15 protein-coding genes are annotated in these 15,035 nt (G+C 71.9%); 6 read left to right on the top strand and 9 right to left on the bottom strand.

The features are described from left to right. A partial coding sequence (locus RIF89_RS04775) for an MFS transporter (RefSeq protein WP_309068011.1) occupies window positions 1–893 on the bottom strand: 893 nt, incomplete at its 3' end. Window positions 894–898: 5 nt separating this feature from the next. Continuing rightward, complete coding sequence (locus RIF89_RS04780; protein ID WP_309067998.1) at window positions 899–1,321, bottom strand: MarR family transcriptional regulator; 423 nt, start codon at window positions 1,319–1,321, stop codon at window positions 899–901. A gap of 97 nt (window positions 1,322–1,418) precedes the next feature. On the opposite strand from RIF89_RS04780, the gene RIF89_RS04785 reads away from it, so the two are divergent. After that, entirely contained in the window at window positions 1,419–2,276 is an 858-nt protein-coding gene (locus tag RIF89_RS04785) for an alpha/beta fold hydrolase (RefSeq protein ID WP_309067999.1), read from the top strand. A 146-nt stretch (window positions 2,277–2,422) separates the two neighbouring features. Here RIF89_RS04785 and rocD read toward each other — a convergent pair whose 3' ends face one another. From rocD to RIF89_RS04805, 4 genes are all read right to left on the bottom strand, one after another. Then, entirely contained in the window at window positions 2,423–3,607 is a 1,185-nt protein-coding gene (rocD, locus tag RIF89_RS04790; RefSeq protein ID WP_309068000.1) for an ornithine--oxo-acid transaminase, read from the bottom strand. Continuing rightward, complete coding sequence (gene ddaH / locus RIF89_RS04795; RefSeq protein ID WP_309068001.1) at window positions 3,604–4,461, bottom strand: dimethylargininase; 858 nt, start codon at window positions 4,459–4,461, stop codon at window positions 3,604–3,606. The genes rocD and ddaH overlap by 4 nt, the downstream gene beginning before the upstream one ends. A gap of 163 nt (window positions 4,462–4,624) precedes the next feature. After that, window positions 4,625–4,855, bottom strand: a complete 231-nt coding sequence (locus RIF89_RS04800) for a hypothetical protein (RefSeq protein ID WP_309068002.1) — start codon at window positions 4,853–4,855, stop codon at window positions 4,625–4,627. A 66-nt stretch (window positions 4,856–4,921) separates the two neighbouring features. Then, entirely contained in the window at window positions 4,922–8,710 is a 3,789-nt protein-coding gene (locus tag RIF89_RS04805) for a bifunctional proline dehydrogenase/L-glutamate gamma-semialdehyde dehydrogenase (protein WP_309068003.1), read from the bottom strand. Between the two features lie 132 nt (window positions 8,711–8,842). Here RIF89_RS04805 and RIF89_RS04810 point away from each other — a divergent pair, with 132 nt between their 5' ends. Beyond that, the gene (locus RIF89_RS04810; RefSeq protein WP_309068004.1) at window positions 8,843–9,376 is read left to right on the top strand and encodes a DUF1990 domain-containing protein; all 534 of its coding nucleotides are present in this window, start codon (window positions 8,843–8,845) and stop codon (window positions 9,374–9,376) included. Window positions 9,377–9,422: 46 nt separating this feature from the next. Here RIF89_RS04810 and RIF89_RS04815 read toward each other — a convergent pair whose 3' ends face one another. Further along, window positions 9,423–9,983, bottom strand: coding sequence for a thioesterase family protein (locus RIF89_RS04815; RefSeq protein WP_309068012.1), 561 nt, complete (start codon window positions 9,981–9,983; stop codon window positions 9,423–9,425). A 109-nt stretch (window positions 9,984–10,092) separates the two neighbouring features. Here RIF89_RS04815 and RIF89_RS04820 point away from each other — a divergent pair, with 109 nt between their 5' ends. After that, window positions 10,093–10,602 (top strand): GNAT family N-acetyltransferase, encoded by a 510-nt coding sequence (locus RIF89_RS04820; RefSeq protein ID WP_309068005.1) that lies wholly within the window; start codon window positions 10,093–10,095, stop codon window positions 10,600–10,602. A gap of 7 nt (window positions 10,603–10,609) precedes the next feature. Further along, window positions 10,610–11,383 carry a coenzyme F420-0:L-glutamate ligase gene (gene cofE / locus RIF89_RS04825; RefSeq protein WP_309068006.1) on the top strand — a complete coding sequence of 258 codons (774 nt, stop codon included), beginning with the start codon at window positions 10,610–10,612 and terminating at the stop codon, window positions 11,381–11,383. Window positions 11,384–11,447: 64 nt separating this feature from the next. Here the strand turns inward: cofE and RIF89_RS04830 are convergent, their stop codons facing one another. Next, on the bottom strand, window positions 11,448–12,245 hold the full coding sequence (locus RIF89_RS04830) for an enoyl-CoA hydratase-related protein (RefSeq protein WP_309068007.1): 798 nt from the start codon (window positions 12,243–12,245) through the stop codon (window positions 11,448–11,450). A 211-nt stretch (window positions 12,246–12,456) separates the two neighbouring features. Between RIF89_RS04830 and RIF89_RS04835 the strand changes: the two genes are divergently transcribed. Both RIF89_RS04835 and RIF89_RS04840 read left to right on the top strand, forming a co-directional pair. Continuing rightward, window positions 12,457–13,416 (top strand): matrixin family metalloprotease, encoded by a 960-nt coding sequence (locus tag RIF89_RS04835; RefSeq protein ID WP_309068008.1) that lies wholly within the window; start codon window positions 12,457–12,459, stop codon window positions 13,414–13,416. 8 nt (window positions 13,417–13,424) lie between these two features. After that, window positions 13,425–13,865 (top strand): hypothetical protein, encoded by a 441-nt coding sequence (locus RIF89_RS04840; protein ID WP_309068009.1) that lies wholly within the window; start codon window positions 13,425–13,427, stop codon window positions 13,863–13,865. Window positions 13,866–13,871: 6 nt separating this feature from the next. Here the strand turns inward: RIF89_RS04840 and RIF89_RS04845 are convergent, their stop codons facing one another. After that, window positions 13,872–14,804, bottom strand: a complete 933-nt coding sequence (locus RIF89_RS04845; protein ID WP_309068010.1) for a cytochrome b/b6 domain-containing protein — start codon at window positions 14,802–14,804, stop codon at window positions 13,872–13,874. Window positions 14,805–15,035: the final 231 nt, after the last annotated feature.

Here is a 15,035-nt window from a genome sequence, read left to right on the forward strand (position 1 = left end):
GCCGACACGATCGAGACGACGCCGAAGCCGCCGGTCGCGAGGATCGCGACTCGCAGCCGCGCACGGGCGCGACGAGCCGCCAGCAGCGCCCCCACGAGGGATCCGATGGCCAGGATCGAGCTCAGCAGACCGAACCCGTCGGCCTCCTGGCCGAACTCCAGCGCCATGGTCGACGCGAAGATCGGGAAGTTCATGCCCAGCGCGCCGAGCAGGAACACCATGGCGAAGATCACCATCAGGTCGGGGCGCCGTGCCACGTAGCGGAAGCCGTCGGCGAGACGAGCGGAGGCATCCGCCTTCTTGCGCGGGATGAGCTCGCCGGTCCTGATCGCGAACAGCGCGACGAGCATGCCCGCGAAGGTCAGCACATTGAGCAGGAACACCCAGCCGGTGCCGACGGCGACGATCAGCAGGCCCGCCACGGCGGGGCCGATCATGCGCGCGCCGTTGAACGACGCGGCGTTGAGCGCGACAGCGTTCGAGGCGTTCTCGCGGCGCACGAGATCCGTGACGAACGCCTGCCGTGCCGGGTTGTCGAACGCGACGACGAGGCCCATCACGAACGCGAACACGAACATGAGCGGCAGCGTCATGACGTCGAGCAGCAGCAGGATGCCGATCGTCAGCGACAGCAGCAGCAGGACGAGCTGCGTGACCATCAGGATCCGCCGACGGTCGAAGCGGTCGGTGACCCATCCCGAGACGCCCACGAGCAGCAGGGGAGGGCCGAACTGCAGCGCCATCGTGACGCCCATGGCGCCGGCGTCGTTGTCGGTCAGCTGCGTGAGCACGACCCAGCTCTGCGCGGTCGACTGCATCCACGAGCCGACGTTCGACACGAGCGCGCCGATGAACCAGACGCGGAAGTTGAAGGACGCGAAGGATCGGAACATCGCGTTCATCGCTCGATCACCTCCAGGATGATGCGCGCGGCGGCGCGCAGCGTGTCGCGATCCGCATCGGAGACGTCGGCGAGCACGCGCGCGAGCCACTCGTCGCGGCGCTGCACCGTGTCGACGACGACCGTGTCGCCCTTCTCGGTGATCGCGATGTTGACCTTGCGCCGGTCGACCTCGTCGGGCTCCCGGGTGACGTAGCCCTCCTCCTCGAGGCAGTTGACCGTGCGGTTCATCGACGGCGCCGTCACGCCCTCGCGCTCTGCCAGCGCGGTGAGGGTGTGGGGCCCGTGCAGCTTCAGCACCACGAGCACCGCGAACTGCCCGTCGGACATCGTGGTGACCGCTCGCTGCTGCCGCAGGCGTCGTGACAGCCGCATCGCCGCGGCACGGATCTCGGAGGCATCGGAGGAGAGGTCGGTCATCATTGCTTAGCGTAACTCATTAGTTTTGGTAAGTATTCCCGCTCGCCCGTCTCGGCGGGAGCCGGTGAGCGCGTAGGCCCTCTGGCAGGATCGGCGCATGCCCGAGTTCCTCGACGACCATGGGGTCGCGGTCGTCTACGACGTCCATCCGGCCGACCCCGCGCGAGGCGTCGTGCAGCTGCTGCACGGCGTCGGGGAGCACGCGGGTCGCTATGCCGCGCTGATCGACGCGTTGGTCGGTGCGGGGTTCACGGTCTACGCGGACGACCACCGCGGACACGGTCGTACGGGCATGCGCCAGCACGGCGACGACGCCACGCGGCTCGGGCGGCTCGGCGCGGGCGGCCATGCCGCCGCGGTCGCGGCGGTCGCGCGCATGACCCGGATCGCGCGAGACGAGAATCCGGAGCTTCCGCTGATCCTGCTCGGTCACTCCTGGGGATCGTTCCTCGCGCAGCTGCTGCTCGATCGCGACCCGGCGTCGTACGACGCCGTGATCCTCAGCGGCTCCGCCCTCCGGTGGCCGGGGTCGCTCAATCCGGCTCCGCTCAACGCCCGCTGGAAGGGACCGGACGCGCTCGGCGTCGAGTGGCTGTCGTCCGACCTCGAGGTCGGACGCGCCTTCCTCGACGACCCGCTGACCACGACGACGCCGCTGCTGCGGCTGTTCGGCGTGCGGGACGCGGCCGGCATCATGTTCGGCCGGCCCCGACGCGGGCTGCGGCGGATCGCCGGGCACGACGTGCCGATCCTGCTGCTGGTCGGCGAGGACGATCCGGTCGGCGGGCCCGTGTCGGTGCGGCGGCTCGAGGCCGCCTACCGCGTGCGCTCGGGCTTCGAGGACATCACGACCCGCGTGTACCCCGGCGCCCGCCACGAGATCTTCAACGAGGTCGCGCAGGCCGAGATCCGCGCGGACCTGCTGTCGTGGCTGGATCAGCGGTTCCCCGCCTGACCCGCCGCCCGGCCGCCCAGCCCAGGTCGCCAAACCATGTGTTCTGAACGAGACCACATGTCCTGGCGCGTCCGGACCATGTCGCCTCGTTCAGACCATGTGGTTTGGATCCGCGGGGGAGCCGGGGGAGGACCCCGGCCGCGGGCTCAGCGACCGGGGGTCAGCGCGACCTGCAGCTGCTCGAGGGCCCAGTCGATCTCCGTGGCGCGGATGACGAGCGGCGGCGCGATGCGCAGCGTCTGGCCGTGCGTGTCCTTCGCGAGCACACCGCGCGCCAGCAGGCGCTCGGCGACCTCGCGACCCGTGCCGCGCGACGGGTCGATGTCGACGCCCGCCCAGAGGCCGGCCGATCGCACGGCCACGACGCCGTCGAGCTTCTCGAGACCCTGTCGCAGGTGCGCGCCGAGCTCGCGCGAGCGCTCCTGGAAGCGGCCCGACTTCAGCAGCTCGACGACCTTGAGGCCGACGGCCGCGGCGAGCGGGTTGCCGCCGAACGTCGAGCCGTGCTCGCCGGGGCGGATGACGCCCAGCACGTCCTCGTCGGCCACGACGGCCGAGACCGGCAGGATGCCGCCGCCGAGCGCCTTGCCGAGCAGGTAGACGTCGGGGACGACGCCCTCGCGGTCGCACGCGAACGTCTCGCCCACGCGCCCGAGGCCCGACTGGATCTCGTCCGCGATGAACAAAGCGTTGCGGGCGGACGTGAGCTCGCGCACGCGGCGCAGGTATCCCTCGGGCGGCAGCACGACGCCGCCCTCGCCCTGGATCGGCTCGAGCAGCACGGCCGCGGTCTCATCCGTGATCGCCGCCTCGATCGCATCCGCGTCACCGTACGGGACCGCGATGAAGCCCGGCGCGTAGGGACCGAAGTCGGTGTTCGCCTGGGGGTCGTCGCTGAAGCCCACGATCGTGGTGGTGCGGCCGTGGAAGTTGCCGCGCGCCACGATGATCTCCGCCTTGCCCGCGGGGATGCCCTTGACGCGGTATCCCCACGCGCGGGCGACCTTGATGCCGGTCTCCACGGCCTCGGCGCCGGTGTTCATGGGCAGCACGAGATCCTTGCCGCACAGGTCGGCGAGCGCGTTCGTGAAGGGGGCGAGCCTGTCGTTGTAGAACGCGCGGCTCGTCAGCGTGAGGCGACCCAGCTGGTCCTGCGCGGCCTGCACGAGCTCGGCGTTCAGGTGGCCGAAGTTCAGGGCGGAGTAGCCCGACAGCATGTCCAGGTAGCGCTTGCCCTCGGCGTCCGTGACCCACGCGCCGTCGCCGGTCGCGACCGTGACGGGCAGGGGGTGGTAGTTGTGCGCGACGTGGGGCTCGTGTGCGGCCGTCACTGCGCACCCCCGTGCTCGCCGGCCGCGCTCCGCAGCTCGAGCGTGCAGCACTTGATGCCGCCGCCGCCGAGCAGCAGCTCGGACAGGTCGACCGTGATCGGGTTGTAGCCGCGCTCGCGCAGCTGCGCCTCGAATCCCTTGGCGCGGGGCGAGATGATCACGTTGCGACCGTCGCTCGCCGAGTTCAGGCCGAACACCGCGCCATCCTCGTCCGAGACCAGGATGGCGCTCGGGAAGCGGCGCTCGAGCTCGGCCCGGCTCGCGTCGTCGAACGCGTGCGGCAGGTACGCGATGCCCGGTTCCGCGCCGTCCTCGACGACGGGATCCAGGATCGCGATGGCCGTGTCCAGGTGGTAGAAGCGCGGGTCCACGAGCATGAGGCTCACGACCTCGCGGTCGAAGATGCGGGCGACCTCGGCGTGGCTGTCGCCGGTCGAGCGGAAGCCCGTGCCGGCGAGGATGACGTCGCCCGCGAGGAGGAAGTCTCCCTCGCCCTCGTTGACCTCCTCCGGAACGCGGGTGTCGAACCCGTTGTCGCGGAACCAGTCGATGAAGGCGGGCGCCTCGCCCTGACGCTCGACGTATCGGAACTCGGGACCGTAGGCGACGCCGTCGATGACGAAGCCGCCGTTGGCGGTGTAGACCATGTCCGGGTACCCGGGCAGCGGATCGATCAGCTCGACCTGGTGCCCCAGCTCGAGATACGTGTCGTAGAGCTTCTGCCACTGGGCGACGGCCAGCGCCGTGTCGGTCGGGTTGGCGGGCTCCATCCACGGGTTGATCGAGTAGCTCACCGTGAAGTGCTCGGGACGGCACATCAGGTAGCGGCGGCGGTGTGCGATGCGTTCGGACATCTTGCTCCTCAGCGAAGGGGCGGCGGACGCTGTCCAGAGGCCCGGCGGAGCGAGAAGACGCCAACGGCACGGGCACGCCGCGTCCATTGTGGCACGGGCGATCGCATCCATCCTGGATCGGATCCGCGCGCGCCGCCGACGGCCGCGGCGCGGCCCCGTCGGATCAGAAGGTGGGGCGCATCCAGCTCGCCTTGCCCTCGGCCCGCAGCGCCGCGGCCTCGGGCGAGAGGTCGGACGGCTCCCCCGCGCGCCGCAGATCGTCGCGCGCGACCTCGCGCTCCTCACGACGCTCGCGCAACCGCCACATCACGGCGCCGCCGCCCAGCGCGGCCAGCAGCGCGAGCCCCGACACGACGACGATCACGTCTCCCGAGGTTGCGAACAGCGCTTCCATGGCGCACACGGTACGCCTCCGCCCCGGTTCGCGACAGGTCCGTCCCGCCCGGGGCGGCAGGCCGTGTCAGATGATCTCTGCGCTCCAGCGATCCGGGTTGCCGAAGCGGTGCGCCGTGATCGTGATCGACTGCTCGCGCAGGAACGGGAGGAGCTCGATGCGGCCCGCGGTCGTGACCTCACCCGCGTACACCGCGAGATCCGGATCGCCGTCGACGCCTGCGGCGAGCGCGGCGCGCAGCGCGGCGACCGAGTCGCGGGAGCCGACGAGGCGCGCACGCGGCGGACGCTGCTGCTCGTCCGACATCAGCTGGCCGACCGTGAGCGTCGTGGTGCCCGCGGCCGGCTCGGCGACGTCGGACGCCGCTGCCCCGCGCACGCGGCGGATCCACTGCTCGTCGGTCTCGATGAACACCGGCACGTCGAGCTGGCCCAGCACGCGTCGGACGGCCGGGGGAAGCCCGACCGGCGCCGACAGCGTGAACCCTCCGCCCGCGCGGATGCCCGCGATCGCGACGCGCAGCACGGCCTGCCATGTGGCGTCGGCGGTGGCGCGCACCGCGAGCGGCACGGGTCGGTAGCGGAACAGGTTGCGCTCGATGCCCAGCGCGGAGACGTCCTTGACCTTGCCGAACTCGCGATCCCACGCGATCGCGTCCGACAGCGCCCCGCGTCGGAGCCAGTCGTACTCCTCGTACGACAGCGACGGCTGGGCCGCCTCGATCAGGGCCACGATGCGGGTGTCCAGGCCCCGCAGGTGCAGGGACTTGCCGGAAGGGCCGCCCGTGGACGGTCGCCACGACCCGAGCCCGATCAGGTAGTTCGGCCCGCCGGCCTTGGTTCCCGCCCCGACCGAGGAGCGCTTCCAGCCGCCGAAGGGCTGGCGCTGCACGATCGCGCCGGTGATGCCGCGGTTGACGTACAGGTTGCCCGCCTCGATCGTGTCCAGCCACTGCGCCAGCTCATCCGGGCTCTGCGTGTACAGGCCCGCCGTCAGGCCGTAGTCGACGGCGTTCTGCAGCTCGATCGCGCGCTCCAGCGTGGGGGCGTGCATGATGCCCAGCACCGGGCCGAAGAACTCCTCGCGGTGGAAGCGCGAGCCCGGCTTCACACCCGTGCGGATGCCGGGGGTCCAGTACCGGCCCTCCTCGTGCTCCCAGCCGGTGTCGCGCAGCGGCTTGGGCTGCACGAGCCAGTTCTCGCCCTCCTCCAGCGTCGTGAGCGCCCAGTCGAGCTTGCCCGTGGGCACCTCGATCACGGGTCCCATCTCGGACAGCGGGTCGGACGGCGGTCCGATGCGCAGGGACCGCGTCGCGTCGACGAGCTGACGCGCGAAGCGACGGGAGCGGGCGACGGGGCCGACGAGGATCGCGAGGGACGCGGCCGAGCACTTCTGTCCGGCGTGGCCGAACGCGCTCTTGACGAGGTCGGCGGCCGCCAGGTCGAGGTCGGCCGAGGGCGTGATGATCATGGCGTTCTTGCCGCTGGTCTCGGCCAGCAGCGGCAGATCGGGCCGCCAGCTGCGGAACAGCTTCGCTGTCTCCCACGCGCCGGTGAGGATCACGCGGTCCACGGCCTCGTGCGAGATCAGCTGGCGGCCGAGGTCGCCCTCCGAGATGTCCACGAGCGCAAGCAGGTCGCGCGGGATGCCGGCGTCCCACAGCGCGTCGGCCACGACGGCCGCGCAGCGGCGGGCCTGCGGCGCGGGCTTGAACACGACGCCGGAGCCCGCGGCGAGCGCCGCCAGGACCCCGCCGGCCGGGATCGCCACGGGGAAGTTCCACGGCGGGGTCACGACCGTCAACCGCGACGGCTCGAACACCGCTCCCGGCACGCGGTCGAGCTCGCGCGCTGTCGCGGCGTAGTAGCTCGCGAAGTCGACGGCCTCGCTGACCTCGATGTCCGCCTCCGCGAACACCTTGCCGGTCTCGGAGGCGGCGACCTCGATCAGCTCGCCGCGGCGCGCCTCGAGCGCGCGGGCGGCGCGCTGCAGCAGCGCGCTGCGCTCGGCCGCGGGGCGCCGGCCCCACTCCTCGCCCGCGGCGCGCACGCGCGCGATCACGGCCTCGAGCTCGGCCTCGTCATCGATCCGCGCCGCAGCGATCGTGGCGTCTCCCGCGGTGGACGACGGGATCCGCGCCAGGATGTCGCGCGACCACGCCCGGTTCGCGGGCAGCGCCGGATCCGTGTCGGGCGCGTTCTGGAAGCCGGGTGCGCCCTCGGCACGGCCGACCTCGCGCCGGGCGAACACGGCGGTCTCGACGAAGTCGCCGTCCGCCACCGCGCGGAACTCATCCGCCGGATCCACCGCCACGGTGTCCTCCGCCGTGGCGAGCGCGGGCGTGTGCGATCCGCGCGCGATGTCGGAGGCGATCTGCGTCAGGTCCCCGTCGGCGTCGGAGTCCGCGACCTCCTGGGGTGTCGGGGCCCCGCCGCGATCCTGCCGCCGGTTCGGGCCGAGCGGCAGGGACGGATCCGCGGAACGCTCCACCGACGCGACGAAGCGGTCGCGCTCGCGCTCGAACAGCGAGGCGTCCTCCGCCATGCCGAACGCGGCGGACAGGAAGTTCTCGCTCGACGCGTTCTCCTCGAGACGGCGCACGAGGTAGCTGATCGCCACGTCGAACTCGTCGGGGCGCACGACGGGCACGTACAGCAGCACGTGGCCGACCTCGCGCGCGACCGCCGCGACCTGGCCCTGTGCCATGCCGAGCAGCATCTCGAACTCGATCTGCTCGCGCACGCCGCGCTCGCCGGCGAGCAGCCACGCGTACGCGATGTCGAAGAGATTGTGGCCCGCGACACCCACGCTCACCGCGCGGGCGCGCTCGGGGTGCAGCGCGTAGTCGAGGCACCGGAGGTACGACGCGTCGCTGTCGAGCTTGGACGCGTGCGTCGCGACGGGCCAGCCGTGCATCACGGCGTCGACCCGCTCCATCGCGAGGTTCGCACCCTTCACCAGCCGCACCTTGATCGGCGATCCGCCCGCGTCGACACGCTCGGTCGCCCACGCCGTGAGCCGCTCGAGGGCCGGCAGCGCGTCCGGCAGGTAGGCCTGCAGCACGATGCCCGCGCGGTAGCTCTTGAGCTCGGGCGCGGCGAGCAGCCGCTGGAACACCGCGATCGTGAGGTCGAGGTCGCGGTACTCCTCCATGTCCAGGTTCAGGAACGTGCCGTGCAGCGCTGCCGACAGGTACAGCGGTCGCAGGCGCTCCACGACGTGGTCGACCGTCTCGTCGAACGCCCACATCGACAGGTGGCTCGCGATCGCCGACACCTTGACCGAGACGTAGTCGACGTCCGGACGCTTCACGAGCTCGTGGATGCCGGCGAGCCGGCGCTTGGCCTCCTGCTCGCCCAGCACGGCCTCGCCGAGCAGGTTGAGGTTCAGTCGCGCGCCGCCCTCACGCAGCTTCGCGAGCGCGGGGCCGAGCTTCTCGGGCCGGGCGTCCACGATGAGGTGACCCACCATCTCGCGCAGCACGCGGCGCGCGATCGGCACGGTCGGCACGGGCAGGAACGGCGCGACCGCTCCACCCAGGCGCACGGCGCCCCGCAGGAACCAGGGCAGGAATTGCGGCACGAGCGGCGCCACGCGGCTGAGGTTGCCCGCCGCCGCGGTCGCGCTCTCGGGGCGCATCACGCCGTCGACGAATCCGAGTGTGAACGGCAGCCCGTTCGGGTCCTGCAGCACGCCGGCCAGTCGCGCGGCGGCCGGATCGGCGCTCTCCTTCGAGGACCGTTCGGGGTCGGGGGCGGCCTCGCGCACCCAGCGCTCGGCGAGGGTCACGGACTCCGCCACGAGGTGGTGGGAGGCGTCGGTGACGGTGGGATTCGGGTCGAGATCGTCGGCCATGCGATCAGCCTAAGTACCTGGATCCCGGTTGCGGACGAGCGCGCGCGATATCCGTCCCGGCGTCGCGCTTCGGCAGCGCGGCCGGCGGACGCCGAGCGCGCGCCCGCTGCGCGGCAGTGACAGGATGAGCGCATGCGCTCGCGGGACGCGTTCACGTACGCGGAGGTGGGCGGCACGCGCCGCGACGACCTCCTCGTCCGCCCTCCGCGCGGCTACCGGCCGATCGATCGGCGCGCACGGATCGGCGACGGCGCGGCGGCCTGGCACGCGGCCGCCGACGCGGTGCTGCGCTGGGGCATCCAGCGCAGGTCGGGGATCCGCGTGGCCGCGGCGGATCGGGACCTCGCCGCCGGCGACGCGGCGATCCTGCGCATCGGGCGCTGGCCGCGCGACGTGCCGTGCCGCGTGGTCTACGTGATCGACGAGCCCGACGTCCGCGGGTTCGCGTACGGCACGCTGCGGGGCCATCCCGAGCGCGGTGAGGAGGTCTTCCTCGTCGAGCGCGACCCGGACGGGTCCGTGTGGGTGCACGTGCGCGCCTTCTCGCGGCCCGCGAGCTGGTTCTTCTGGGCCGCCTACCCGCTCGTGCGCCTCATGCAGCACCGCTATACCGAGCGGTACCTGCGCGCACTGGCGTGCGACCCGCCCGCCGGGGCGCGGCGCTGAGCCGGCGCCACGGGAGCGTCGCCGTGTCACTCGGCGTCGCGGCGGCTCAGTCCCAGTCGCTCGGCGCGGGGCGTCGGGTGGAGGGCAGCGCGACGTTGCTCGCCCACTCGTGCGTCCACGCGGGCATCTCGGGCAGCGCGTCCTCCAGGCCGAGCGCCTCGAGCAGCTCGTCCATCGGCACGGTGCCGCCGGATCGGCGCAGGATGCGGCCGCGGATGATCGCGCTCGCGTAGATCTCGCCGCGCACGACCGCGCGGTGCTCGAGGTAGAGCGCACGGTCGTCGTGACCGACCCAGCGCGACTGCAGCTCGAACCGCTGCCAGAGGTTCAGCGACTTGCGGAACGTGACGGTCTCGCTCGCGACGACGGGATACCAGCCCTTCGCCCTCATGATCTCGGCGAGATCCGTGCGCACCATGAGGTCCCACCGCCCGAGGTCGAACAGCGACAGGTAGCGGCCGTTGTTCATGTGGCGCAGGACGTCGATGTCGGTGGGAAGCGTCGTGAGCCGGATGCGCCCGACCGCGGTGGGGGCGAGGCGTCCCTGCCGACGGCGACGCCGACGCGCCTGGAGCATCACGAGAAGGGTTCGCCAGATCACGTTCACGAGCGACGATGCTGGCACGATCCGCCCGCTCCGACCGTGTTCGTTGTGAGGCGGCGACAACGTGACGCGTCGATTTCTTTGCGGCCTCGTCCGTGCGTAGAGTCTGGCCATGGCAGCCGAATCGCTCACCGACCTGCTGATCCGACCGATTCGCGACGTCGACGCCGAGGCAATGGGGCGCGTCCACGCGAAGGTCTGGCACGAGACCTACGACGGTCTCATCTCGAGCGCCACGCTCGAGAAGGTCTCGCCTCGCCGCATGGCGGAGCTGTGGACCCACTACACGTCTCAGAACGACGAGATCCGGCATGCGGCGGCCCTCGTCGACGGGGAGATCGTCGGCTTCGCGGCCAGCGGTCCCGCGCGCGAGGCGGACGCTCCGGCCCCGCGCGAGTTCTACTTCGTGTACCTCCTCGACTCGTGGCACCGCAAGGGCATCGGCCGCGCGCTGTTCGACGCGGTCGTCGACGACGGCGAGCCGCTGTACCTGTGGCTCGCGGAGAAGTACCCCGGCGCGCGCACGTTCTACGAGAAGCGCGGCTTCCACCTCGACGGCGGCCGCCGCGAGGAGCCGTTCCTCGGTGAGACGCTCGCCGAGGTCCGCTACGTCCGCCCCTGATCGCCCGGTGCTGACGATCTGGCCGCTCGCGGGGATCCCCGAGATCGCCGCGGGCACGGATCTCGTCGACGCACTCTCGGACGCGCTCGACCGATCCGATCATCCGCTCGCGGACGGCGACATCCTCGTCGTCACGAGCAAGATCGTCTCGAAGGCGGAGGGGCGGTTCGTGACGGCCGACGACCGCGAGGACGCGATCACGGCCGAGACGGTTCGCGTGGTCGCCACGCGAACGACCGAAAGCGGCGGCGTCACCCGGATCGTCGAGAACCGGCTCGGGATCGTGTCCGCCGCCGCCGGCGTGGATGCGTCGAACACGCCGGAGGGCACGGTGCTGCTGCTTCCGGTGGATCCGGATGCGTCGGCGCGCGCGCTCGCCGCGGGGCTGCGGGCACGCTTCGGCGTCGAGGTGGGCGTGCTCGTGTCGGACACGCTCGGCCGCGCGTGGCGCGACGGTCAGATCGACCACGCGATCGGCGCGGGAGGGGTGCGGGTGTTCGAGGACCTGCGCGGCACGACCGACGCACAGGGCCGCCCCCTGCACGTCACGCTGCCGTGCGTGGCCGACGAGCTGTGCGCCGCGGCCGACCTCGTCAAGGGCAAGGCCACGGGACTTCCCGTCGCGGTCGTGCGCGGTCGTGCCGACCTCGTCGGCGACCTGGACCTGCCGGGCGCGCGCACCATCCCCCGCACGGGCGAGCGCGACATGTTCCGCCTCGGGTACGACGAGGCGTTCGCGGAGGGGTTCGCGGCCGGAGTCGCGTCCGCGTCCGCCCCGTGAGGGGCACAGCGCCCGAGCGGCCGAACGCACCGCCTCGGCCGCTGGGCGCCGCGGGACCGCGCCGTCAGCGGTGCGTGAAGTCCGGGGCGCGCTTCTCTCGGAAGGCCGCCATGCCCTCCTTCTGGTCGTGCGTGTCGAACAGCGACGCGAACAGGTGCTTCTCGAGCCGCAGGCCCTCCGCAAGCGGCACCTCGAGCGCGGCGTCGAGCGCCGCCTTGGCGGCGTAGAGCGCAGGGAGGGGCTTCGCGGCGATCGCCTCCGCGAGCTTCTCCGCCTCCCCCTGGAGCTCCGCGGACGGCACGACGCGTGAGACCAGCCCGATGCGCTCGGCCTCCTCGGCGTCGATCATCCGGCCCGACAGGATGAGCTCGGCGGCCTTGAAGTAGCCGACCGCCCGGATCAGGCGCTGCGTGCCGCCCATCCCGGGGATGACGCCGAGCGTGATCTCGGGCTGGCCGAACCGCGCCGTCTCGGCCGCGAGGATCACGTCGCACATCATCGCGAGCTCGCAGCCGCCGCCCAGCGCGTAGCCGGACACCGCGGCGATCACGGGCGTGCGGACGTCCGCGAACACGCGCCAGCCGTCGAAGCGCCCGTCGACCGCGATGTCGCGACCGTGAAGGCCCTCCATCTCCTTGATGTCCGCTCCGGCGGCGAACGCCCGCTCGGATCCGGTCACGACGATCGCGCCGATCCCGCCGTCCGTGTCGAACGCGGTCGCCGCCGCGGCGAGCTCCCGCATCACCTGCCCGTTCAGCGCATTGAGCGCCTCCGGTCGGTCGAGCGTGATCCAGCCGACGCGGCCGCGCGTCTCGATCCGGATGGTCTCGTACGGGCCGTGCCGGTCAGCGGTGTCGGTCATCCTGCCTCCTCGCGTGCGTTGCTCCCCAGCATGCCGCACGCGACCGTCACGAGGGCGGGCGGACTCTCCCGCCGATCGGCAGGGGTGCGGCGCCCCGCGTCCCGATCAGTGGGAAACGGACGGCGAGGCTGTGCGACCCTCCAGGTGGCATGCTCATAGTGGCTCTGCCACCGCGCCGGTGGCGCCCCCCAGAACCGAGGAGCTCCGGTCGATGAAACTGCTCTCCGTGCTCGGCGTGATCGCCCTCGCGAGCGCCCCCGTGGTCGCCGGAGCCCCGGCCGCCGCCGCGGGGCTCACGTGCCCGCCCGCGATCGCGAAGGTCACCACGGTCACGGCCGAGGTCGCCGACGGCCTCGACCTGACCTCGTGCGGTGCGCCGAAGACCGTCGTCGCCGACGACATCGCCGCCGCCATCCCGGCGCCCGGCACCGGCGTCATGGCGGTCGGCGTGCAGGCGGACGGCACGGACGCGCACCTCACGGTCCGCACGGACGCGGACGGCGTCGTGAGCGTCTCCGTCGACGACCACGCGGCGGTGACGACCCCGCAGCGGGCGGCGGCCGTCTCGCGCTGCAAGGACAACGCCGTGCACGTGCAGGGCGTGAAGTGGTACGCCTCGCCCACGTACCGGATCAACACGTCCGAGCGGCGGCCGTCCAACCTGTCCTCGACCACGTGGACCAACCTCATCACCCAGTCGTGGAGCACCGTCAAGAACGGCACCGACAGCTGCGGGCTCACGCGTGCGCTCGCCGTGCCGGGCAAGATCGGCGCCGCCACGACGGGCGACAGCAATATGAGCGGCAACACCTGCACGAAGCCCGATGTGCACAGCGTGATCGACTTCGGCAACCTGACCGGCTCGACACTCGGCCTCACGTGCGTGGTGTTCAAGACCCACAGCGGGCACGACGAGATCATCCGCGCCGACGTCCGGCTCGACAGCTCCAGCCGCGCGTGGATCACGAACCCCAAGGGCTGCACGGGCAGCAGGTTCGACGCCCGCTCCGTCCTGACGCACGAACTCGGCCACGCGGTCGGGCTCGCGCACGCCGTCGAGCGCGGCGGCAACGACCTCACCATGAGCCCCCAGATCACGGCCTGCAACGCGTCGGCACGACAGTTCGGGGCCGGCGACCTGGCGAGCCTTCACTCGCTCTACAAGAAGTGAGCCCCACGATGCGCCGAGTCCCCGCCCTCGCCCTCACGGGCTTCCTGCTGCTCGCGCTCGCCGGGTGCGCGGGCGCGACGACGCCGGCCGAGACGTCCGCGCCGGAGGATCAGGACGTCACCTCCGCGCAGGCATGCGCGGCGCCGACGCTGAGCCTCTCCCCCGACCGCGGCGCGCCCGGCGTCGAGATCGCGGTGAGCGGCGCGGGGTACCTCGTGTGCGAGGACACGGGAGAGCAGGGCTCCGAGCCCGATCCGGTGTCGACCGTCGATCTCTACTGGGTGCAGGACGGGGAGACGATCAACCTGGGCGAGGCGCAGGTCGCCCAGGACGGCACGCTGAGCGGGTCGTTCACGGTGCCGGCGGACGCCGAGACCGGCCGGCTCGAGGTGATGGCCGCCGACGGCCTGCACGTCAGCTCGGAACCGGCGACATTCACCGTCGAGTGACGCCGCTCAGCGGCGCGGACGCATCCGGACGTCGCCGAACCGCTGGGCGATCGGCGCGATCACGCTGTCGCGCGCCGCGATCCATCCGCCCGCCATCGCGATCAGCGAGAACGTGAAGATCCAGAAACCGGTCCAGTTCACGGCGTCCTGCCCGCCGTACATCGCGTTCAGATTGCGCAGCGCGCCGGTCGCGAACACCAGCCCGACGTGCGCGATCACGAAGCCGACGAAGAACAGCATCGTCGGGAAGTGGACGGCCTTCGCCAGGTCGACGGGGAACATCCGGTTCAGGCGCGCGACCCGGCTCGGCGGATCCGTCTCCCGCGGCCAGAACGCGCTGAGCCGCGCGCCCGTCAGGATCGCCAGCGGTGACGCCACGAACACGATCGCGAAGTACGACAGCTGCTGCAGCCCGTTGTAGCCCGTCCAGCCGCTGTGCGTCGGCCAGTCGAGCGACACGTACTGGATGAGCGCGGACAGCGCGTTCGGGAACACGTCCCAGCTGGTCGGCACGATCCGCACCCAGTGACCCGTCGCGAACAGCAGCACGATGAACGCGATGCCGTTGAGCAGCCACAGCACGTCGACCGCGATGTGGAACCAGATGGTCAGGCTCATCCGGCGCTTCTTGACCCGGCGCGACGTCCACAGCCCACTGGGCGTCTTCTCGCCGCGGATGCGGATCCCGGATCGGATGATCAGCAGCAGGAAGAACGCGTTCAGGAAGTGCGCCCACGACAGCCACGGCGGGATGCCGATGCCCTGCCCCTCCGGCATGGGGGCCGCGCCCGGATACGCCGCGAGGAACGCCTCGACCGGCGTGAGCGACGCGAGCCAGCGTGTGAAGAACACGACCGTGAATGCGATCAGGGCCAGCGCGGCGGCCCCGAAGACCCCGTACACGGCGCGCAGCGGCGTCGGGATGCGGACAGGGGTCACGAATAGATCATGCCAACTATCGGCTTACCGTTCGTCGAGGAACGGACGAGCGCGCGAGGCGGGTCGCGCTCGCCGTCCTGCCTCTCAGCGGAGCGGCCGGCGGTGGCGCTGCACATCCGCCCTCGCGCGGTCCGCTAGCTTTGCGTTGCGATCACGCGGTGTGACGCTCAGGACCGGAAGGCAATGAGGTCGATTCATGAAACGGATTCTCACGCTAGCGGCGATCGCCAC

The sequence above is a fragment of the Microbacterium sp. genome, from assembly GCF_031178525.1.
Taxonomy (GTDB): domain Bacteria; phylum Actinomycetota; class Actinomycetes; order Actinomycetales; family Microbacteriaceae; genus Microbacterium.